The sequence below is a fragment of the Clostridiales bacterium genome, assembly GCA_017961515.1.
Lineage (GTDB): Bacteria > Bacillota > Clostridia > Acetivibrionales > RGIG10202 > RGIG10202.
On the sequence record JAGCXC010000052.1, the window covers coordinates 1 to 17,546 of the forward strand.

Annotated in this window: 16 protein-coding genes and 4 tRNA genes; 3 read left to right on the forward strand and 17 right to left on the reverse strand. The window is 33.4% G+C overall.

Annotation, left to right across the window (positions count from 1 at the left end):
• The 13 genes from J6Y29_03890 to J6Y29_03950 all read right to left on the reverse strand — a co-directional run.
• A partial coding sequence (locus J6Y29_03890) for a DUF4163 domain-containing protein (protein MBP5427016.1) occupies window positions 1-1,576 on the reverse strand: 1,576 nt, incomplete at its 3' end.
• 104 nt (window positions 1,577-1,680) lie between these two features.
• The gene (gene recR / locus J6Y29_03895; protein MBP5427017.1) at window positions 1,681-2,280 is read right to left on the reverse strand and encodes a recombination protein RecR; all 600 of its coding nucleotides are present in this window, start codon (window positions 2,278-2,280) and stop codon (window positions 1,681-1,683) included.
• Between the two features lie 17 nt (window positions 2,281-2,297).
• Window positions 2,298-2,636, reverse strand: coding sequence for a YbaB/EbfC family nucleoid-associated protein (locus tag J6Y29_03900; GenBank protein MBP5427018.1), 339 nt, complete (start codon window positions 2,634-2,636; stop codon window positions 2,298-2,300).
• 212 nt (window positions 2,637-2,848) lie between these two features.
• Window positions 2,849-3,376 carry a hypothetical protein gene (locus tag J6Y29_03905; protein MBP5427019.1) on the reverse strand — a complete coding sequence of 176 codons (528 nt, stop codon included), beginning with the start codon at window positions 3,374-3,376 and terminating at the stop codon, window positions 2,849-2,851.
• A gap of 174 nt (window positions 3,377-3,550) precedes the next feature.
• A tRNA-Tyr gene (locus tag J6Y29_03910) sits at window positions 3,551-3,635 on the reverse strand.
• A gap of 3 nt (window positions 3,636-3,638) precedes the next feature.
• Window positions 3,639-3,714, reverse strand: a tRNA-Thr gene (locus tag J6Y29_03915).
• A 19-nt stretch (window positions 3,715-3,733) separates the two neighbouring features.
• Window positions 3,734-3,810, reverse strand: a tRNA-Asp gene (locus tag J6Y29_03920).
• Between the two features lie 17 nt (window positions 3,811-3,827).
• Window positions 3,828-3,902, reverse strand: a tRNA-Glu gene (locus J6Y29_03925).
• A 153-nt stretch (window positions 3,903-4,055) separates the two neighbouring features.
• A complete protein-coding gene (gene ligA, locus J6Y29_03930; protein MBP5427020.1) occupies window positions 4,056-6,041 on the reverse strand; it encodes an NAD-dependent DNA ligase LigA in 1,986 nt (661 codons plus the stop codon).
• A complete protein-coding gene (locus J6Y29_03935; GenBank protein MBP5427021.1) occupies window positions 5,992-6,768 on the reverse strand; it encodes a M50 family metallopeptidase in 777 nt (258 codons plus the stop codon). Before J6Y29_03935 ends, ligA begins: the two co-directional genes overlap by 50 nt.
• Before the next feature lie 206 nt (window positions 6,769-6,974).
• The gene (locus J6Y29_03940) at window positions 6,975-7,202 is read right to left on the reverse strand and encodes a YgjV family protein (protein ID MBP5427022.1); all 228 of its coding nucleotides are present in this window, start codon (window positions 7,200-7,202) and stop codon (window positions 6,975-6,977) included.
• A gap of 96 nt (window positions 7,203-7,298) precedes the next feature.
• On the reverse strand, window positions 7,299-8,690 hold the full coding sequence (asnS, locus tag J6Y29_03945; protein ID MBP5427023.1) for an asparagine--tRNA ligase: 1,392 nt from the start codon (window positions 8,688-8,690) through the stop codon (window positions 7,299-7,301).
• A 20-nt stretch (window positions 8,691-8,710) separates the two neighbouring features.
• Window positions 8,711-9,355 (reverse strand): peptidylprolyl isomerase, encoded by a 645-nt coding sequence (locus J6Y29_03950; protein MBP5427024.1) that lies wholly within the window; start codon window positions 9,353-9,355, stop codon window positions 8,711-8,713.
• 381 nt (window positions 9,356-9,736) lie between these two features.
• Between J6Y29_03950 and J6Y29_03955 the strand changes: the two genes are divergently transcribed.
• Window positions 9,737-11,836, forward strand: coding sequence for a hypothetical protein (locus tag J6Y29_03955; protein MBP5427025.1), 2,100 nt, complete (start codon window positions 9,737-9,739; stop codon window positions 11,834-11,836).
• Window positions 11,837-11,922: 86 nt separating this feature from the next.
• Here the strand turns inward: J6Y29_03955 and J6Y29_03960 are convergent, their stop codons facing one another.
• From J6Y29_03960 to J6Y29_03970, 3 genes are all read right to left on the reverse strand, one after another.
• Window positions 11,923-12,159 carry a hypothetical protein gene (locus tag J6Y29_03960; protein ID MBP5427026.1) on the reverse strand — a complete coding sequence of 79 codons (237 nt, stop codon included), beginning with the start codon at window positions 12,157-12,159 and terminating at the stop codon, window positions 11,923-11,925.
• 117 nt (window positions 12,160-12,276) lie between these two features.
• Window positions 12,277-14,241 (reverse strand): excinuclease ABC subunit UvrB, encoded by a 1,965-nt coding sequence (gene uvrB, locus J6Y29_03965; protein MBP5427027.1) that lies wholly within the window; start codon window positions 14,239-14,241, stop codon window positions 12,277-12,279.
• A gap of 11 nt (window positions 14,242-14,252) precedes the next feature.
• Window positions 14,253-15,014 (reverse strand): hypothetical protein, encoded by a 762-nt coding sequence (locus J6Y29_03970; protein MBP5427028.1) that lies wholly within the window; start codon window positions 15,012-15,014, stop codon window positions 14,253-14,255.
• A 215-nt stretch (window positions 15,015-15,229) separates the two neighbouring features.
• Here J6Y29_03970 and J6Y29_03975 point away from each other — a divergent pair, with 215 nt between their 5' ends.
• Both J6Y29_03975 and J6Y29_03980 read left to right on the forward strand, forming a co-directional pair.
• Window positions 15,230-15,517, forward strand: a complete 288-nt coding sequence (locus tag J6Y29_03975) for a YtxH domain-containing protein (protein ID MBP5427029.1) — start codon at window positions 15,230-15,232, stop codon at window positions 15,515-15,517.
• A 28-nt stretch (window positions 15,518-15,545) separates the two neighbouring features.
• Window positions 15,546-15,893 carry a hypothetical protein gene (locus tag J6Y29_03980; protein MBP5427030.1) on the forward strand — a complete coding sequence of 116 codons (348 nt, stop codon included), beginning with the start codon at window positions 15,546-15,548 and terminating at the stop codon, window positions 15,891-15,893.
• A gap of 145 nt (window positions 15,894-16,038) precedes the next feature.
• Here J6Y29_03980 and spoIVA read toward each other — a convergent pair whose 3' ends face one another.
• Window positions 16,039-17,517, reverse strand: a complete 1,479-nt coding sequence (gene spoIVA, locus J6Y29_03985; GenBank protein ID MBP5427031.1) for a stage IV sporulation protein A — start codon at window positions 17,515-17,517, stop codon at window positions 16,039-16,041.
• Window positions 17,518-17,546 lie beyond the last annotated feature (29 nt).

Below are 17,546 nucleotides of genomic sequence, written 5' to 3' on the forward strand. Positions count from 1 at the left end.
CTCTATTTGTAAGTTCTGGATCTATCTCTAAAAATCCTACTGCTGAAATAGTTCCATCATCTTTTTGCTCTAACTTTGGTGTAACCTTCTTTTTTTCTATATATATGGCTCCATCTTTCCTGCTAACCGCTAACTTTCTGTCCACAGTTCCATCTAAATTCCTTACGTTTATAATACTATACTCTTGACCATCATCACTATTCTTCATGTTCCCATATACACTAGTTGCATATTCATTACTATCTATTCTATTTCTAACTAACTTAACTGCATCTCTATCACTTATCTCATCCTTAATTCTCCTCTTGCTAGATGCAAAATACATACCGTTTTTCTTCTTTAACTTATATATTTTCTCTAAACTTCTGTCTATTGCTATTCTCTCTTTAGTATCATCATTGTACTTTTCGTACACATAGCATTCGTCAGTTCCTAAAGTTGTTTTTTCTATTAATTTAACATACTCATTACAAGAATCCATCGCAACTTTCCTTGCCAATTTCTCTTCAGCATAATTAAATTTATCGCTAGCATTTATATTAAACATCTCTTTATTTTCTTGTAACTTTAATCTAAAATGCAATATATCTCCAATAGGATTTAAGAAGAATACTAAATCTCCTCCCTGCATCGCAAAATCAACATTTTCCAAGCCACCATTATATGTTATAGGTTTATCATCAACCATAATTGGCGTTTTCTTTAATCCGTCCTTGATTAGATTAACGATCATTTGGTCTATGTCCTTTTTGGATCCTTTTAAAATATCATAAACGGTCAACTTTTCACCAGTCTCCACATTAAATACATCCGCCTCTACTATTGGAGATTGTTGCTTGTTTATTCTTACTCTGTATATAGATAATATATTACGGAAATTTTGCATCACACGATACCCTGAAGCATAACTAATTCCTTCTTTGTCAATTCGCATAGTCATATCATCTTCTGCTAGCTTTGCATAATCGTTAAATTCACTATTTGCTTTATTCCTATAATACTCATTTATTTTCTCTAATGCAGCATCATTTTTATAATTGGCCAACTGTGGTACCGAAACATGTATACTATACAATACATCACCATTGTCATCTTTTTTCTCATAGGACTTTTCTAAATCAAATATTTCCTGCCAATTTCCATTTTCGTATCCATAATCTAACTCTATGCCTACAAGGCCATTTTCTTTCTGCCATTGTACATTTTCACCTAGGGCCTCAGCCAACGACTCAAGTGAAACATAAGTTCTGTCTTTTACTAACCTTGGTTTTATTTCTGTTTTTTTCTTTATGTTATTTACCACCATATTACTGCTATCAATGGTATATAATATGTCTCTAAAATCCCTTTTTATCCTAACCTGTCTTGCTTCTTCATCCCAAAAAACCTCATATCCTAGATTTTCACATATACTCCTTAAAGGCATCAACAGATGATCTCCTTCAACAATACATTTTTGTGGTATTTTTATTTCATTTTCATCCACATACACAGTGGCACTTTTCGCAAATACAACATTGCCACACATTAACGCTATACCCAGTGCAATCAATGCGCTCTTAAACTTCTTTTTCATAAAACCGCCCTCTCTTAATTTTATTTTTGAAGCTATCCCTTCGCATAAGACGTACTTCTTTTTTTCAATAATATCACATGCTTTACCAAAATACAACAATAATACTAAAATTCTCTTCTTCCTTCAAATGCTTTAGATAACGTAACCTCATCTGCATACTCTAAATCTCCGCCTACAGGTATCCCATGCGCTATTCTTGTTGTTTTTATAGAAAAAGGTTTTAAAAGTTTTGATATATACATCGCTGTCGCTTCACCCTCAACATTGGGATTTGTAGCCAATATCACTTCTTTCACATCTCCACTAGCAACTCTTTTTAGCAACGATTGTATATTTATATCGTTTGGACCAACTCCATTCATTGGAGATATAGTACCATGTAATACATGATATTTCCCCTTAAACTCACGCATCTTCTCTAACGTTACTATATCCTTTGCTTCCTCAACAACACATATAGTATCCATACTTCTAGATTGATTACTACATATATCACACGGATCTGTCTGAGTTAAACTTCCACACACAGAACAATATTTTGTTTTTGCCTTTGCATCTAATATAGACTTTGCTAATTCTTCTACTTTCTCTTTTGGCAAATTAAGTACATGAAATGCAAGTCTTTGTGCTGTCTTATGACCTATACCAGGCAATTTTTCAAACTCATCAACAAGTTTTGCTATTGGTGCCGCAAATAAATCCATCACTCGATTCCCCTTTGCTAAAATAATCCCGGTATGCCTCCAGTGATCTTACCCATCTCTGCTGTAAACATATCTTCAGCTTTCTTTATAACCTCATTCACTGCCACTAATACTAAATCTTCTAACATCTCAACATCGTCTGGATCTAGCACCTCTGGCTTTATTTTTATCTCTAATATCTCTTTCTTTCCGTTAGCCTTAACGTAAACTGCTCCTCCCCCAACTGTGGCCTCTACCTCTTTCTTTGCTAGCTCCTCTTGTTTATTCTCCATATCCTTTTGCATCTTTTGAGCTTGCTTCATTATATTCCCCATGTTTCCAAAAGCACCGAATCCATTAAAACCACCTCTTGCCATTTCTATTCCTCCTATTTTTTTCTTTTAATCTCTCCCATTATACACTATTTTTTTTCTTTTTGCTATAGATTTATATTCCAAACATTTTTGGGGCAATTCACTCTCACCATATCTTTTGTGAAAAGTTTATTGCCCTTTTATTACTAAAAACTTGTATTAATTGTCCTCTACCTAACTAATGTCTTATTTTTCCCATAAAAATTATTGTTTTTTTATATATTCCTTGATTTTGACATTGCTTCATTCCTTAACCGTATATTATTACAACTATTAAGAACTAGTCTTGAAATCTGTTCCCCCATAGCACTGCTAATATCAAACGACCTATCTCTTCTAAGAACATAATTAACATTCGAATTTAAATTTACTCTTTTTCCCATTTCTCTTTGAGGAACTATTTCATTATTTTTAGAAATTATTTCTGTACCTAATATAAGAGCACTAAAACCTGCCCCTGTTATCTCTGCACATATTGACAAAACCACCGGATTTATAAGATCTTTCTTAATTTTAACTCCAATTGCCATAGTAGGAATAAATAAAACCCCAGCAGCTACTTTACCTAAAAGACTTAATCCTTTTGCAAGGCTATAATACTTCATAGCACCCACCACCAAAAAAGGCGTATATGTTCCCATCAAAAGGCACAAAACTATACCTGTTGATACCATAGCTCCTCCCCCTACTAATAACGAAAATAGTAATCCTGCTTTTGCTAATTTTTTAACTAATCTTTCCATTTCATTGACCTCCAATTTACAACCTAAAATACATCTAGTTTATATAACGTCTCTATAACAAATCTACACATATTAGCATCTTTTTACATATGCTATCACAAATCTATTTGATTGTCAATATTTGCGGTTAAAAAAATAGTCCCATTAACGAGACTATCTTTTCTATTAAAATTCTGGTGGAGGGAGATGGATTCGAACCATCGAAGTCATTGACAACAGATTTACAGTCTGCCCCATTTGGCCACTCTGGAACCCCTCCTCATGGAGCTGGTGGACGGAATTGAACCCCCGACCTGCTGATTACAAGTCAGCTGCTCTACCTGCTGAGCTACACCAGCACATTAACCATACCTTACCTGGCGACCCGGAAGGGGTTCGAACCCTCGACCTCTAGCGTGACAGGCTAGCATTCTAACCAACTGAACTACCGGGCCTTAACTAAGTATTAATATGGTGACCCATAGGGGACTCGAACCCCTGTTACCGCCGTGAAAGGGCGGTGTCTTAACCTCTTGACCAATGGGCCATATCGCTAACTTCCAGTCTAGCTTTCGCCGTTCTCTCGAACCGACATGTACCATTCTACAAGAATTCCATGTTAATGTCAATACTTTTTTAAGGAAAATTTTTGTTGTCGTTTGTGGCATCATAATGTTTGAGGTGTAGGTAGAGGAGGATATCACCTACACATACTCATAAACTCAGCTTCATCTATTATTTTCACTCCTAGAGCCATAGCCTTATCTAATTTACTTCCTCCATCTTCTCCTGCCAAAACATACGTTGTCTTGGCCGACACACTACTAGATACCTTTCCTCCATATTTTTTTATTATATCAGACACTTCATTTCTTGAATACGTCGGCAATTTTCCCGTTAACACAAATGTCGCTCCCTTAAATCTTTCGTCCAATATTTTTTCTTTTTTGCTTTCTTGGTTAACACCATTCTTTTTTAATTTATTTATTAGATCTCTTGTCGCATCCTGCTTAAAAAATATCACTACAGACTCCGCTATCTTATCTCCCAACTCATTTATATCCATTATTTCTTCTTTTGTCTTAGTAAACAAATCTTCTATATTATTTATATTATTTGCTAATATCTGTGATGCCTTTTGACCCAAATGCCTTATACCAAATCCAAATAAAAGTCTATCTACATTACTATCTTTAGATTTTTCTATTGATTTTATCAAATTGTCTACTGATTTTTTTCCAAAGCCCTCCATCTTAGATATATCTTCTCTTTTTTGATAAAGCTCGTATATATCTGATATTTCCTTTATATACCCATTATCATAGAGCGCTTTTACTACCGATGTTCCCATACCATCTATATTCATAGCATTCCTTGATACAAAGTGCACTATACTCCTTAATACTTGTGCACTACACTCTATGCCAGTACATCTGTACGCTACTTCTCCTTCTTCCTTTATTACATCTGCACCACATACTGGACACTTTTTAGGCATAACAAATTCTTGCTCATCTCCAGATCTTTTGTCCAACATTACCTCAACTACTTCAGGTATTATATCTCCAGCCTTTTGTATAATTACAGTATCCCCTATACGAATATCCTTTTGTATAATGTAATCCATGTTGTGCAATGTCGCCCTTCCAACAGTGCTTCCCGCCAAATTAACCGGCTCTAGTATTGCAACTGGAGTTATAACACCTGTCCTTCCTACACTAGCTTCAATATCCTTTAGTTTAGTTGTCTTTTGCTCAGCTGGATATTTATACGCTACCGCCCATTTAGGTGCCTTTACTGTGGATCCAAGCTTTTCTCTTTGCTCTAACGAATTTACTTTAACTACAGCACCATCTATCTCAAATGGTAGGCTATCCCTAGTAGCTCCTATTTCTTTTATATAATCAAGTACTTCTTGTATATTCTTACATTCTTTATAACCTGGACTTACTTTAAATCCTTGCTTTTTTAAATACTCAAGCGTTTGAGTATGTGTCTTAAAATTATCTCCCTCTATTCCCTGCAAATTAAATATAAATATATCTAAATTCCTTACCGCTGCAATTTTAGGATCTAATTGTCTTAGTGAACCCGCTGCAGCATTTCTCGGATTTGCAAAAAGATTTTCTCCATTTACTTCTTGCATCTCATTCAATTTTTCAAAATTTTTCTTTGATATAAACACTTCTCCCCTGACACAAAGATCCTCTACCGCTTGTTTTAGTTTTAGCGGAACAGATTTTATGGTACGCACATTTTGAGTAACATCTTCTCCTATGCTACCATCTCCCCTTGTTGCTGCCTCTACCAATACTCCATCTTTATAGCTTATCGAAACCGACAATCCATCTATCTTTTTTTCTACAACATATACCGGTTGTTCTCCTAGCTCACTTTGTAGTTTTCTATCAAATGCCTCTAGCTCATCAAAACTAAATACATCCGACAAACTTTGCATTTTGTGCTTGTGTACAACCTTTTCAAACTCATCTAACGGCTTTCCTCCTATTCGTCTTGTTGGCGAATCATCTGTTATGTACATTGGATTTTCATTTTCTAAGTCTTCTAATCTTTTGTACAACTTATCATACTCAAAATCTGATATCTCTGACACATCTTCCACATAATATTTGTGACTATAATAATTTATTTTTTCTCTTAGCTTTAAAATTTCTTCCTGTATCATCTATCCCAAGCCTTTCTACTTTTAATATCTTCTTTTTGTTTTTTGCCATTCCCCTCATACAAAACATCATAACCAATAAAGATATAACAAACCAAAATGTCCCCCATACTACAGCAGGCACTCCTGTTACATCATACAATATCTCTGTGTCTCTTATTCCTATCTCGTTATTTGCAATCCCTTTTAGTAGATCTACTTTTAGCGCAACAATTGGCAACATATCCTTCATAAATGTCTCGTACATGCAATACGCTATACTAGATATTCCTATTATGTCACCCATCCACTCAAATATCTTGTCGCTATTTATAATATATGCTATTATTGTTATTATTGAAAATATAATAACATATAAAAATGATGCTGGTATCTTCTCTACATATATCAACGATATTAAAACCCACACAGATACTAGTCCTAAGCTATATCGCCTAAACTTTAAATTTCTTATACGTAGTATCAATATAGAAAACATCAAACTCATTATGTATCCGCCATTTGCTATTATGAAAGTCCAAAACCTCTCATTTGTCACCGGTATAGTGTGACCCACCTCGCTTAACGTCAAGTTTACTTGAACGCTATTTCCAAAAAACATCCACATCATTAGAGCATGTCCTATTTCATGCACAAATATTGCAACAACCTTTATTGGCTTTAAAATATACGTGCCCCAAAGTATTAACATTGAACTTAACAAAAATATATACCGGATTACTCTAGTCAAACGAATCACCCTTTTTTAGTCAAAAGCAATAAGCAAAAGTCAATCAAGGTTTTCTATAAAATCTTGCACGTCGTATACCTAGTGCTAATACACACAGACCTTATATGCAAATCCTTGCGTATCACCGGCAAACTCCAATCGACACTTTAACTCACACTTAAAATTAATATCCCTACTGCTTATTGCTTACGATTATTATCTAGCTTCTACTTTTCTTCACTACGATATATCTTAAATAGATAATATATATCAGCTATCACTATCATTACATTTGTTAATGCCACTGGATATGACTTGTTTAATAAGCTATACACTACAAACATTGCAGATGCAATTAAATTAAACCATCTAAGCTTCTTCATATCCAACATAACTAGCGACACTACACATAATACACTAGCTAAATATCCCATACACTCAAGATAAATATTCATAACAATCCCTCCTATTAATCTTGTAGACAATGGTATTATTAGCTTTTACACCAACTACTCCTTGTCTTTCTCTTCTTTCCATTTGCACACCGAAAACTAAAACTCTGCATTATTAACTGTTCTAGGAAACGGTATCACATCTCTTATATTTGACATACCAGTAATATACATTATAGCTCTCTCAAATCCAAGCCCAAATCCAGCATGTCTAGTCCCACCATATCTCCTCAAATCAAGATACCAGCTGTAATCTTCCCTCTTTATGTTAAGCTCTTCCATTCTCCTCTCTAATATATCCAATCTTTCTTCTCTTTGACTTCCTCCTATTATTTCCCCAACTCCAGGAACCAATAGGTCTGTTGCTGCAACAGTCTTTTGGTCATCATTCAATCTCATATAAAATGCCTTTATATCTTTTGGATAATCAGTCACAAACACTGGCTTTTTAAATATGTACTCTGTTAAAAATCTCTCATGCTCTGTTTGTAAATCCAAACCCCACTCTACTGGATATTGGAAATTTTCTTTGCTGTCTTTTAGTAACTCTATTGCCTTGGTATATGTTATCCTTTCGAATTTTGAGTTTACTATATTTTTCAACCTATCCAACAACCCCTTGTCTATGAAGTTGTTAAAAAACTCCATCTCCTCTTTTGCATTATCTAAACAGTACTTTATTATAAACTTTAACATATCCTCCGCAAGATTCATATCATCCTCTAAATCTGCAAATGCAATCTCTGGCTCTATCATCCAAAACTCAGCTGCATGCCTTTGTGTATTAGAATTCTCTGCCCTAAATGTAGGTCCAAACGTATAAACGCTCCTAAACGCATGTGCATATGTTTCTACATTTAGCTGGCCACTAACTGTTAGGTTTGTCTCTTTACCAAAAAAGTCGTTACTATAATCTATTCTACCACTTTCGTCCTTTGGTAGATTTTCCATATTAAGAGTAGTTACTCTAAACATCTCTCCCGCACCTTCACAGTCGCTTCCTGTAATTATTGGTGTATGTACATATACAAATCCTCTCTCCTGAAAGAACTTATGTATAGCGTATGCAACTATAGATCTAATTCTAAACACAGCCGCAAACGTATTAGTTCTAGGTCTTAGATGCGCCACTGTCCTTAAAAACTCAAACGAATGCCCCTTTTTCTGAAGCGGATAATCTTCTGCAGACTCTCCCTCTACTTCAATATTTTTTGCTTTTATCTCAAACGGTTGTTTTGCATCCGGTGTATTCTCAAGTATCCCTCTTATCCTTAGTGCAGTACCTACCCTAAGTTTTTCTACTTCTTTGAAGTTGTCAATTTTCCCTTCTTCAAATACTATCTGAACTCCTTTAAAAAAACTTCCGTCATTTAGTTCTATAAAACCAAACACTTTAGAACTTCTGATGGTTTTTACCCATCCCGAAACACTTATCTCTTGGCCTTCAAGAGAATCATGTTTCTTGTACAACTCCTTAAACAAAATATCCATACCCTTTCCTTCCTCTTCTTCTAAATATTTTCTATGGTAACCTCCAATATAACAACATCTTCCAAAGGTTTATTGTTGCCATACGATGACACCTCTACATTAGCTATCTTATCTACTACCTCTATACCTTCATACACCTGCCCAAAAATTGTGTGCTTACCATCTAAGTGTGGCGTTCCTCCGTACTCTACATATTTTTTCAACAAATTCTCATCGAAATTCATTTTCTTTAAGTATGTGATAAGCCCCGGCTCTAATCTTTTATTGTGTACAATAAAGAATTGGCTTGTATTAGTATCTGGGCCCCTGTTTGCCATAGATAATGCACCCCTGTAATGATGCACTTTATTGCTAAACTCATCTTCGAAAGGTATATTCCATATACTGTCTCCTCCTGCTCCTGTTCCAGTTGGATCTCCTCCCTGTATCATGAAATCTTTGATAACTCTATGGAATGTTACCCCATTGTAATACCCTTTGTTTGCTAGTCCCACAAAATTTTCAACTGTCTTTGGTGCAATATCTTTAAACAGTCTGATCTTTATGTCTCCATGGTTAGTCTTCATAACCGCCACAGTGTCGCCTTTCTTAGGTTCCTCAAACTGATACTCAACTTCTTGCTTTCTCTCTTCTTGCAATTCTTCCTTTAGTGTATCGTTCGACATTGTCTTAAAAGTATCTTTTGCACTCGCTAAACATCCTGTACACAAACATGACACGCTCAACAATATAAGCAAACCCTTTTTCACAACAATCCCCCCATATGTATTTGTTGAAACTCACATATCAACTCATTCTATTATACCAAATTTTTTGCGTTTGTGTATACGTTACCAAAAAATTATCCTGACAAACTTAAATAAGGAAAAATACACAAAAATTCAACTATGCTTGGCATTATTTTCGTTTGTTTTTTACATTTAAAAAAGTTCACTTTTCGTGTACAATTATTGTAGTGTAACATATGTAAGGAATTTTTGGATTTAAGGTATATGTTTATTCTGCGGCTTGTCCGAGAAAATGTTTTTATGTGAGGTGGTAATATTATGTCAGGCATATCCAGTACTACAAAATCCCTTGACATTGAGGTGAATCTTAATGGTACTACTCCAAGAGAATTACCTCTAGACGTAAAAAATGGAAAAAACACTCTTGTGTTAAATAATAAAAGGATCAATAAAGGTAAAAGTTTGACTAGGCTTGTCTGTTTTAAGGATTGGTCTGCGCGTGCTTTTGCCGGTTCGTTGGCTATTTCTAAATCTTTAAAACAAACATTAGGAAAAACTAATTCTTTCGCTGATTATATTGGGAAATTAGGTAATAATGTTTTACTCCCAGTTGATAGTGCACTATCTGTAAGTACATATTATTATAAAATTGAATCTTCTATTGGCACCGACAAAAGATTGACAAAAATAAAAGAAGATTTTTCTAAGAACAAATTTTCATCTAAAGTACCAGATACATTATCTCAATTGCAAAAAGAAAAATATTCTATTCTTTCAGACATTGACAGAATAGAAAAAGATATACTTGTTAAATCTACAGAACTTAGTAAACAACAAGAACTTCTTTCTAAAGAACAGTTGGAACATGATATAGCATCTTTGAATGAAGCTCTTAAAAACAGGAAAAATGAGCTTAATCATTTAAATGAGTATTCACTGATTTTGGATCTAAAGGATTCTAATAAGAGTAAGCTACTTAAAAACTCCTTAGCATTCGTTAACTCGTGTATAACTTTTGCTGTTTTCGTTACAGCCTCCGTGTCTACTCTTTCAGGAAACTTGTTTGTGGCTCTTCCTAGTAGTCTTTTGTTTCTTTTAAAGAAAGATACTTTAACTTATACTAACTTGATATTTAACTTTTCTAGTCTTATATCAAAGTTTTTTAAGAAATTAAAAGATTTTTATTTCCAAAAGATCCAAATAAAAAGATCTTCTGTTTTGTTGAAGAACATTGAATCTTTAAAAGATTCTGAATTGATTTCTTGTTCTACACTAGGCACAATTGCTCTAGAGAAATCTGATTTTGATATGTTGGAAAATCATTTTGGTTTACCTAATTCTGGACCTGTTCATGATGCCTTCTATAACATAGGTAGATTTTTTGTTACACAGGAACAAATTGAACTTATTAGTGATTTCTTCAAAACAGTGAACTCTACCGATTTATCTGATTTAGAAAATACTTTTATAACTGACTTAAATAACCACTTAACTAATCAAATATCTCTTTACAGAGAAACTGTTAATCTTGTAATTGCATCTAGGTTAGGAGAAAAACCTTTGTCTTTTGATAACTTTAATGTACTTTCTGAATGTGTAGGAATAACTAAGGATATGCAAAATATTTTATCAGGTATAGGAAATCGCTTTATGTTGCCTAGTGAAGTAGATAAAGTTGATAATTTCTTGGTTGAAGTTAAATCTAAACGTAATTCTATAAATAGTGCTTATCATGCTAAGTTAGACAATATAATTGACAATCTTTCTAGGCAAATTTCCGTTTATAATAGTTCGGTTTTATCAAGTAACAGTAACACTAGAAAGATTTTAGATATGAATGATATATATTCGGCCTATAGTATTATGCTTAAAGCTAAAGAAGAAAATTCTTTTTTACTAACTCAAAGCTGGGTTAATAGATTTTCAAAAGGAAAATTTTATTCTGCTAATTCAGCCTATACATTAAAAGTTTGTGAGTCATTAGAGTCTAGCTTTTCATTGTCTTACTCATTTAAAAAAGAACATTTTCACGTTAAAAATGATCAATGGGGAATCATTTGGAAATTGTTCCACCCTGAGCGTACTTATGACAAGCATCAATTGAAAAAAGCTAATCATACATTTTTGTTAAATTTACTCTCAAATATAGATCTGGAAAGACTTAAATTCAAAAAGGATGGAAAACAAGTATCTATTAAGAATCTTGATATACATGATGACGCTCAAACAATACTTGAAGCATATGATTACTATCGTCAAACTGAACATGTTTATACTTATGTAGATGCTTGTATAGCTGGAAAACTTAACGATTCAAGAAATTCCTTTATACGAAAACTACAATCGCATCTTAAAAAACCTGAAGAATCTGCAAAATCAAGCGCTACAAATATATTATTAAAAAATCTTAGTGCTTAATTAATTTGATACCCTATCGTAGTTACGATAGGGTATTTTTTTGATTTACGTTGTCTTTCGAATTTTAGTTCTTTGGTGCGAATACCTTAGTTACTACCTTTTATACAAACTCTTACATTTGTATTATCTGGTTTAAAGTCTATTTCCATGTTTGATATGTCTATCCCCCTTCTTTCTAAGTTCATTGAAAGTTCTCTTCTTATATTCCTTAGCACATCTTGATACACATCTTTTTTTTCTTTGTTCAAGTTTCTGAAAAGCTCCTTCCTTATACTACCCATAATTTCATTTTTAATTTCTGTGAAAAAAGACTTAGCAAACATATTCCCTTCCTCCCTAAAAATCTATTTACAACCTCCTCATTTTGTATTTTACATTATTTGTTATGATTTGTATATATTTACATTTAGAAAAAAGGGATTTTTTTATCGTCATACTATCTAATTATCCGACAACATTTGCTTTAACCTAGCTATGTTATCTCGTATTGATGCCGCTTTCTCAAAGTCTAAATTTTTTGACGCCTTATTCATATCTTTTGTAAGTGTCTTTATCATATCTTCTATATATTCCTTTTCCACCACTGTATCATCACAATCCTCATCCTGTACTGGTTTTGAGAGTTCTATAACATCTCTTACCTTCTTTTTTATTGTTTTTGGTGTTATGTTGTGTTGTTCGTTGTACCTAAGCTGTAAATATCTTCTTCTATTCGTCTCACTAATTGCACTACGCATAGAATTAGTCATAACATCCGCATACATTATCACTCTACCTGATACATTTCTAGCCGCCCTACCTATTGTCTGAATTAGCGATGTATAAGACCTTAAAAATCCTTCCTTATCAGCATCTAATATAACAACTAAACTAACCTCAGGTATATCTAATCCTTCTCTTAAAAGATTTATACCCACCAATACATCAAACTTACCCAAGCGCAAATTCCTTATTATTTCAACTCTCTCTAATGTATCTATATCTGAGTGAAGATATTCTACCTTTATATCTAGATTCTGTAAATACATTGTTAAATCTTCTGCCATTTTTTTAGTAAGAGTTGTCACCAAAACTCGTTCTTTTTTTTCTACCACAGCCGCTATTTCCCCTATAAGATCGTCTATTTGATTTTTTATTGGGCGCACCAAAATCTCTGGATCAACTAAACCTGTTGGTCTTATTATTTGCTCAACTATATTACTAGAAATATCTTTTTCATAACTTGCTGGTGTCGCACTAACATATATAACCTGATTTATTTTTTTTTCAAACTCATTAAATTTTAATGGTCTATTATCAAATGCAGATGGAAGTCTAAACCCATATTTTACAAGTGTCTCTTTCCTTGCTCTATCTCCATTATACATGCCTCCTATTTGAGGAACCGTAACATGCGATTCATCTATTATTAATAGGTACTCTTTGGGAAAATAATCCATCAATACATATGGCGCACTGCCTTCTTCTCGTCCACTAATGTGCCTTGAATAATTTTCAATCCCCTGACAAAATCCTACTTCTTGCATCATCTCTATGTCATAATTCGTCCTTTGTTCCAACCTTGCTGCCTCTAAAAGCTTTCCTTCTTCCCGTAGCACATTAAGTCTTTGTTGTAACTCATTTTCTATAGATGATATTGCTACCTTCATTTTCTCTTTTGTCGTTGCATAGTGGGATGCTGGAAATATTGCAACATGATTTCTAGTTGATATAACTTTTTTCGTTATTGGCTCTATATCAGAAATTTTCTCTATTTCATCTCCAAAAAATTCTATTCTAATTATCCTCTCCGATGTGTTAGACGGGAAAATTTCCATCACATCTCCCTTAACCGAAAATCGCCCTCTCTTTAATTCCAATTCATTTCTAGTATACTGAATCTCCACAAGCTTCTTTATTATTTCTTCCCTATCCTTAACCATTCCAACCCTAAGCGACAACATAAGATCCGTGTAGTCTTCCGGATCCCCTAAACCATATATACACGATACACTGGCTATTATTATTACATCCCTTCGTTCAAATAGTGCAGCTGTAGCCCTATGCCTTAGCTTATCTATCTCCTCATTTATGGATGAATCCTTCTCTATATATGTATCAGTCGATGGTATATACGCCTCTGGCTGATAATAGTCGTAATATGACACAAAGTACTCAACACAATTATTCGGGAAAAATTCACAAAACTCAGAATATAGCTGCGCTGCCAACGTTTTATTATGTGCAATAATAAGCGTTGGCTTCTTTACCTCTTTTATTATATTTGCCATTGTAAATGTCTTTCCTGATCCTGTAACTCCCAATAATGTCTGGTGTTTTAACCCTTTATTTATACCATCAACTAACTCTCGTATTGCCTTAGGTTGATCACCTTTTGGCTCATAATCTGAAACTAAATCAAACATATCTACCTCTCCTAAACATCTAAATCAAACCAGTCATGCTCCCTTAAAGATATTCTATACCTACTCTTCTCCCTTAGTCTACGATATGATATCCCTTCATACTTAGGTGTCTTTGGCTCCTCTTTTTTTATATATTTCCTTCCTTTATATTTTTCATTCATTAACAACACATACTTTTCTATAAGTCGCCTGTATACTCTATTCTTATACATATGTTTTTGGCACAAGCTATATTTATCATCACATCTCGCACTATCTAATACAATAAAAACTCTTTCCGATCCTATTGTACCAAATGGCGATTTATACAAGACCTTCTTGTCTGTATTTATCGATTCTTCAAACGGCGATTTGTAAACTTTTTTAGGTTCATTATTTTGATCTTCCTTTTTATTTTCAATCTTTTCTTCCTTTTTAGCTTTCGATTCATCTTTTATAATCCAGTTGTAGTTGTAACCCCGTGTCATACCTAGTTTGGGCACAACGCCGTCAACTGGGCAATACTGCAAAGGTTGCTTTTTCTTTATATTTCTCTCTTCTCTTTTCTTCCTTTTTTGCAATCCTTCTTTTATATATATTACCACACAAATACAAGCAATGCACGCACACAATTCCAATAAATAATATTTTATTATTCCTGGGATTCTTGCTCTTGCATAATGCGACGCAAACGCTAATAAAACAATCTGTAACAAAACCATACGAATTATAGCCCGTCTTCTTTTTTTAGACGTATTCTTTTTTTTCACTTTTCTTGTATTATTCGCCCCCAAAATTTACACCCCGTTTTTAAAAATTTTACCCCTATATATTATGATACCACATAACTTCAACAAAATCCCCTATGTTTTTGCATATTTTTTCTAAATTTAATAAAACTTTTTTACGATATATATGTAGACTTGACTCTACAAAAATAAATATCACAAAAAAACAGTATAATAAATTTATCTTAGGTAAATCATATAAATCAAGGAGGTGCTATCCAATGAAGAATATAATGGATTATTGTCTTGGAAGAAATCAAAAAAAAGATACCTTTAAACACATTGCTCTAGGCGCTGCTATTGGAAGTATGGTTGGTATCGTAGCCGGAATGCTTATAAAAGATAAAAATACGTGTCAAAAAATAAAAAATAGTTCAATAAAACTTGCAAAGGATGCTAGTAATGCAATTTGTGAAGCAAAGAAAATTATTATTCATAAAGCTAGTAATTGTTGTAGCAAAAAACCTAAGAAAGAAATAATTGAACTTTATACTGATGATGAGTGTTAAGAAAAACTAAAAAAAGGGGAATCTTACAATGTATGTATCGGTGAAGGATCTAATATTATTTTGTATTGGTATTTTGATTGTAATACTTTTGGTAGTGATTGTTAACCTTATTGTAAACCTAAACCGCATTATCAAAAAAGCATTCTTTATTGTTGAGAAAAATGAAGAAAATGTATCAAACTTTCTTGAAGAAACTCCTAAGTTAGTCCAAAATTTAAATGTACTAACTCTTTCTGGACAAAGTGTAGCCGAAAATGTTGAAAAAACCGTCGAAAATCTGTCTTGCTTTGTTGAAGAAAAAACCCAGGAATTCTCTTCATGCGGTAGAATAGCACTAGATATAATGAAAGTAATCCTTGAATTTATCAAAAGATAATTTAAATACTAACATAATATTATTTTACCTACGGCTGTCCTTCTACCTTCTCGAAGAACAGCCTGATTTTTTTGTTTTTTTATAAAAAACGCCTTATATTAAAGTTATAATTAATGCTATCTTGAATATAATATGGTTTATTCATCTACAATATTATACAAATTAACCCTCCGTTACCTTCATTTATTATTTTTTGCAACGTCTCCTGCAATTTATATTGTGAATCATCTGACATTCTATATAGCTTATTTTGCAAGCCTTCAGTAACCAATTCATTTAATGATTTCCCAAAAATATTTGTCTCCCAAAGTTTTTGTGGTTCTTCGTCAAATTCTTTTATCAGGTACTCAACTAATTCTTCAGATTGCTTTTGCGTTCCAACAATAGGTGCAATCTGCGTCTCTATATCTGCTCTAATCATATGTATAGATGGAGCACTCGCACACAATTTAACACCAAACCGCGAACCCTGTTTTAATAACTCTGGTTTGCAAAGTGTAATTTCTTCCTTTGTCGGCATAACTACTCCATAGCCCTTTTGACTTACCTCATGTAGCGCAAACTCTATCTTCTCATATTCTCTTTTTATTCTTGCAAACTCTCTCATTAATTCTACCAGTTCGCCCTCTTCTTCTATCTGTATTCCCGATGTTTCGCCTAAAACTTTAAACAATAAATTATCTTTTAATGCTATGTCTATCCTAACTTCTCCTACCCCAAGATTTATTTTATCTATATAAACTTTTTTTATAAAATCATACTTACTAAAATTATCTACACAATTTTCAATATCTCGCAGTTTTTCTGCCGTATAAAACGTATCCCTTACACTTTCCAAAATAGAATTTTTCAACCAATAATCATCTTCTAGGGTTTTTATCCATCTAGGAATATTTATTCCTATCTCAGACACCGGAAACTCATACAAAATATTTTCGAGTATTTTGTTTATGTCATCAATTTCTAATTCTTTACAATTTGTAAGAATTACAGGAACCTTATATCTTTCAAAAAGTTCATCCCTAAGATTCTTTGCAGCTTGAGACATTGGATTGCTTGAGTTTAATACTACCACAAATGGCTTATTAATCTCTTTTAACTCTCTAACAACCATCTCCTCCGCTTCACAATAATCTTCCCTTTGTATATCAGTTATACTTCCATCAGTCGTAACTAAAAGACCTATTGTTGAATGCTCATTTATAACTTTCTTTGTTCCTATTGCAGCTGCTTTAGTAAATGGAATAGGTTCCTTAAACCAAGGCGTAGATACCATTCTTGGCATATCATTTTCTGTGTCTCCTAACGCTCCATTCACAAGATATCCTACACAATCAACTAATCTTACTTTGAATTCTACTTTGTCATCTATATTTATTTTTACTGCCTCATTGGGTACAAACTTAGGCTCAGTAGTCATTATAGTCCTTCCTGCTGCACTTTGTGGCAACTCATCCCTAGCCCTATCTTTTATAAAATCATTTTCTATATTAGGCAAAACTAATTTGTCCATAAAACGTTTTATCAAAGTTGATTTTCCTGTTCTTACTGGCCCTACAACCCCTATATAAATATCTCCTTGAGACCTTTGGGCAATCGAATTATATATATTATTAATTTCCACGAAAAGATTACACCCCTAATTTTGGCATA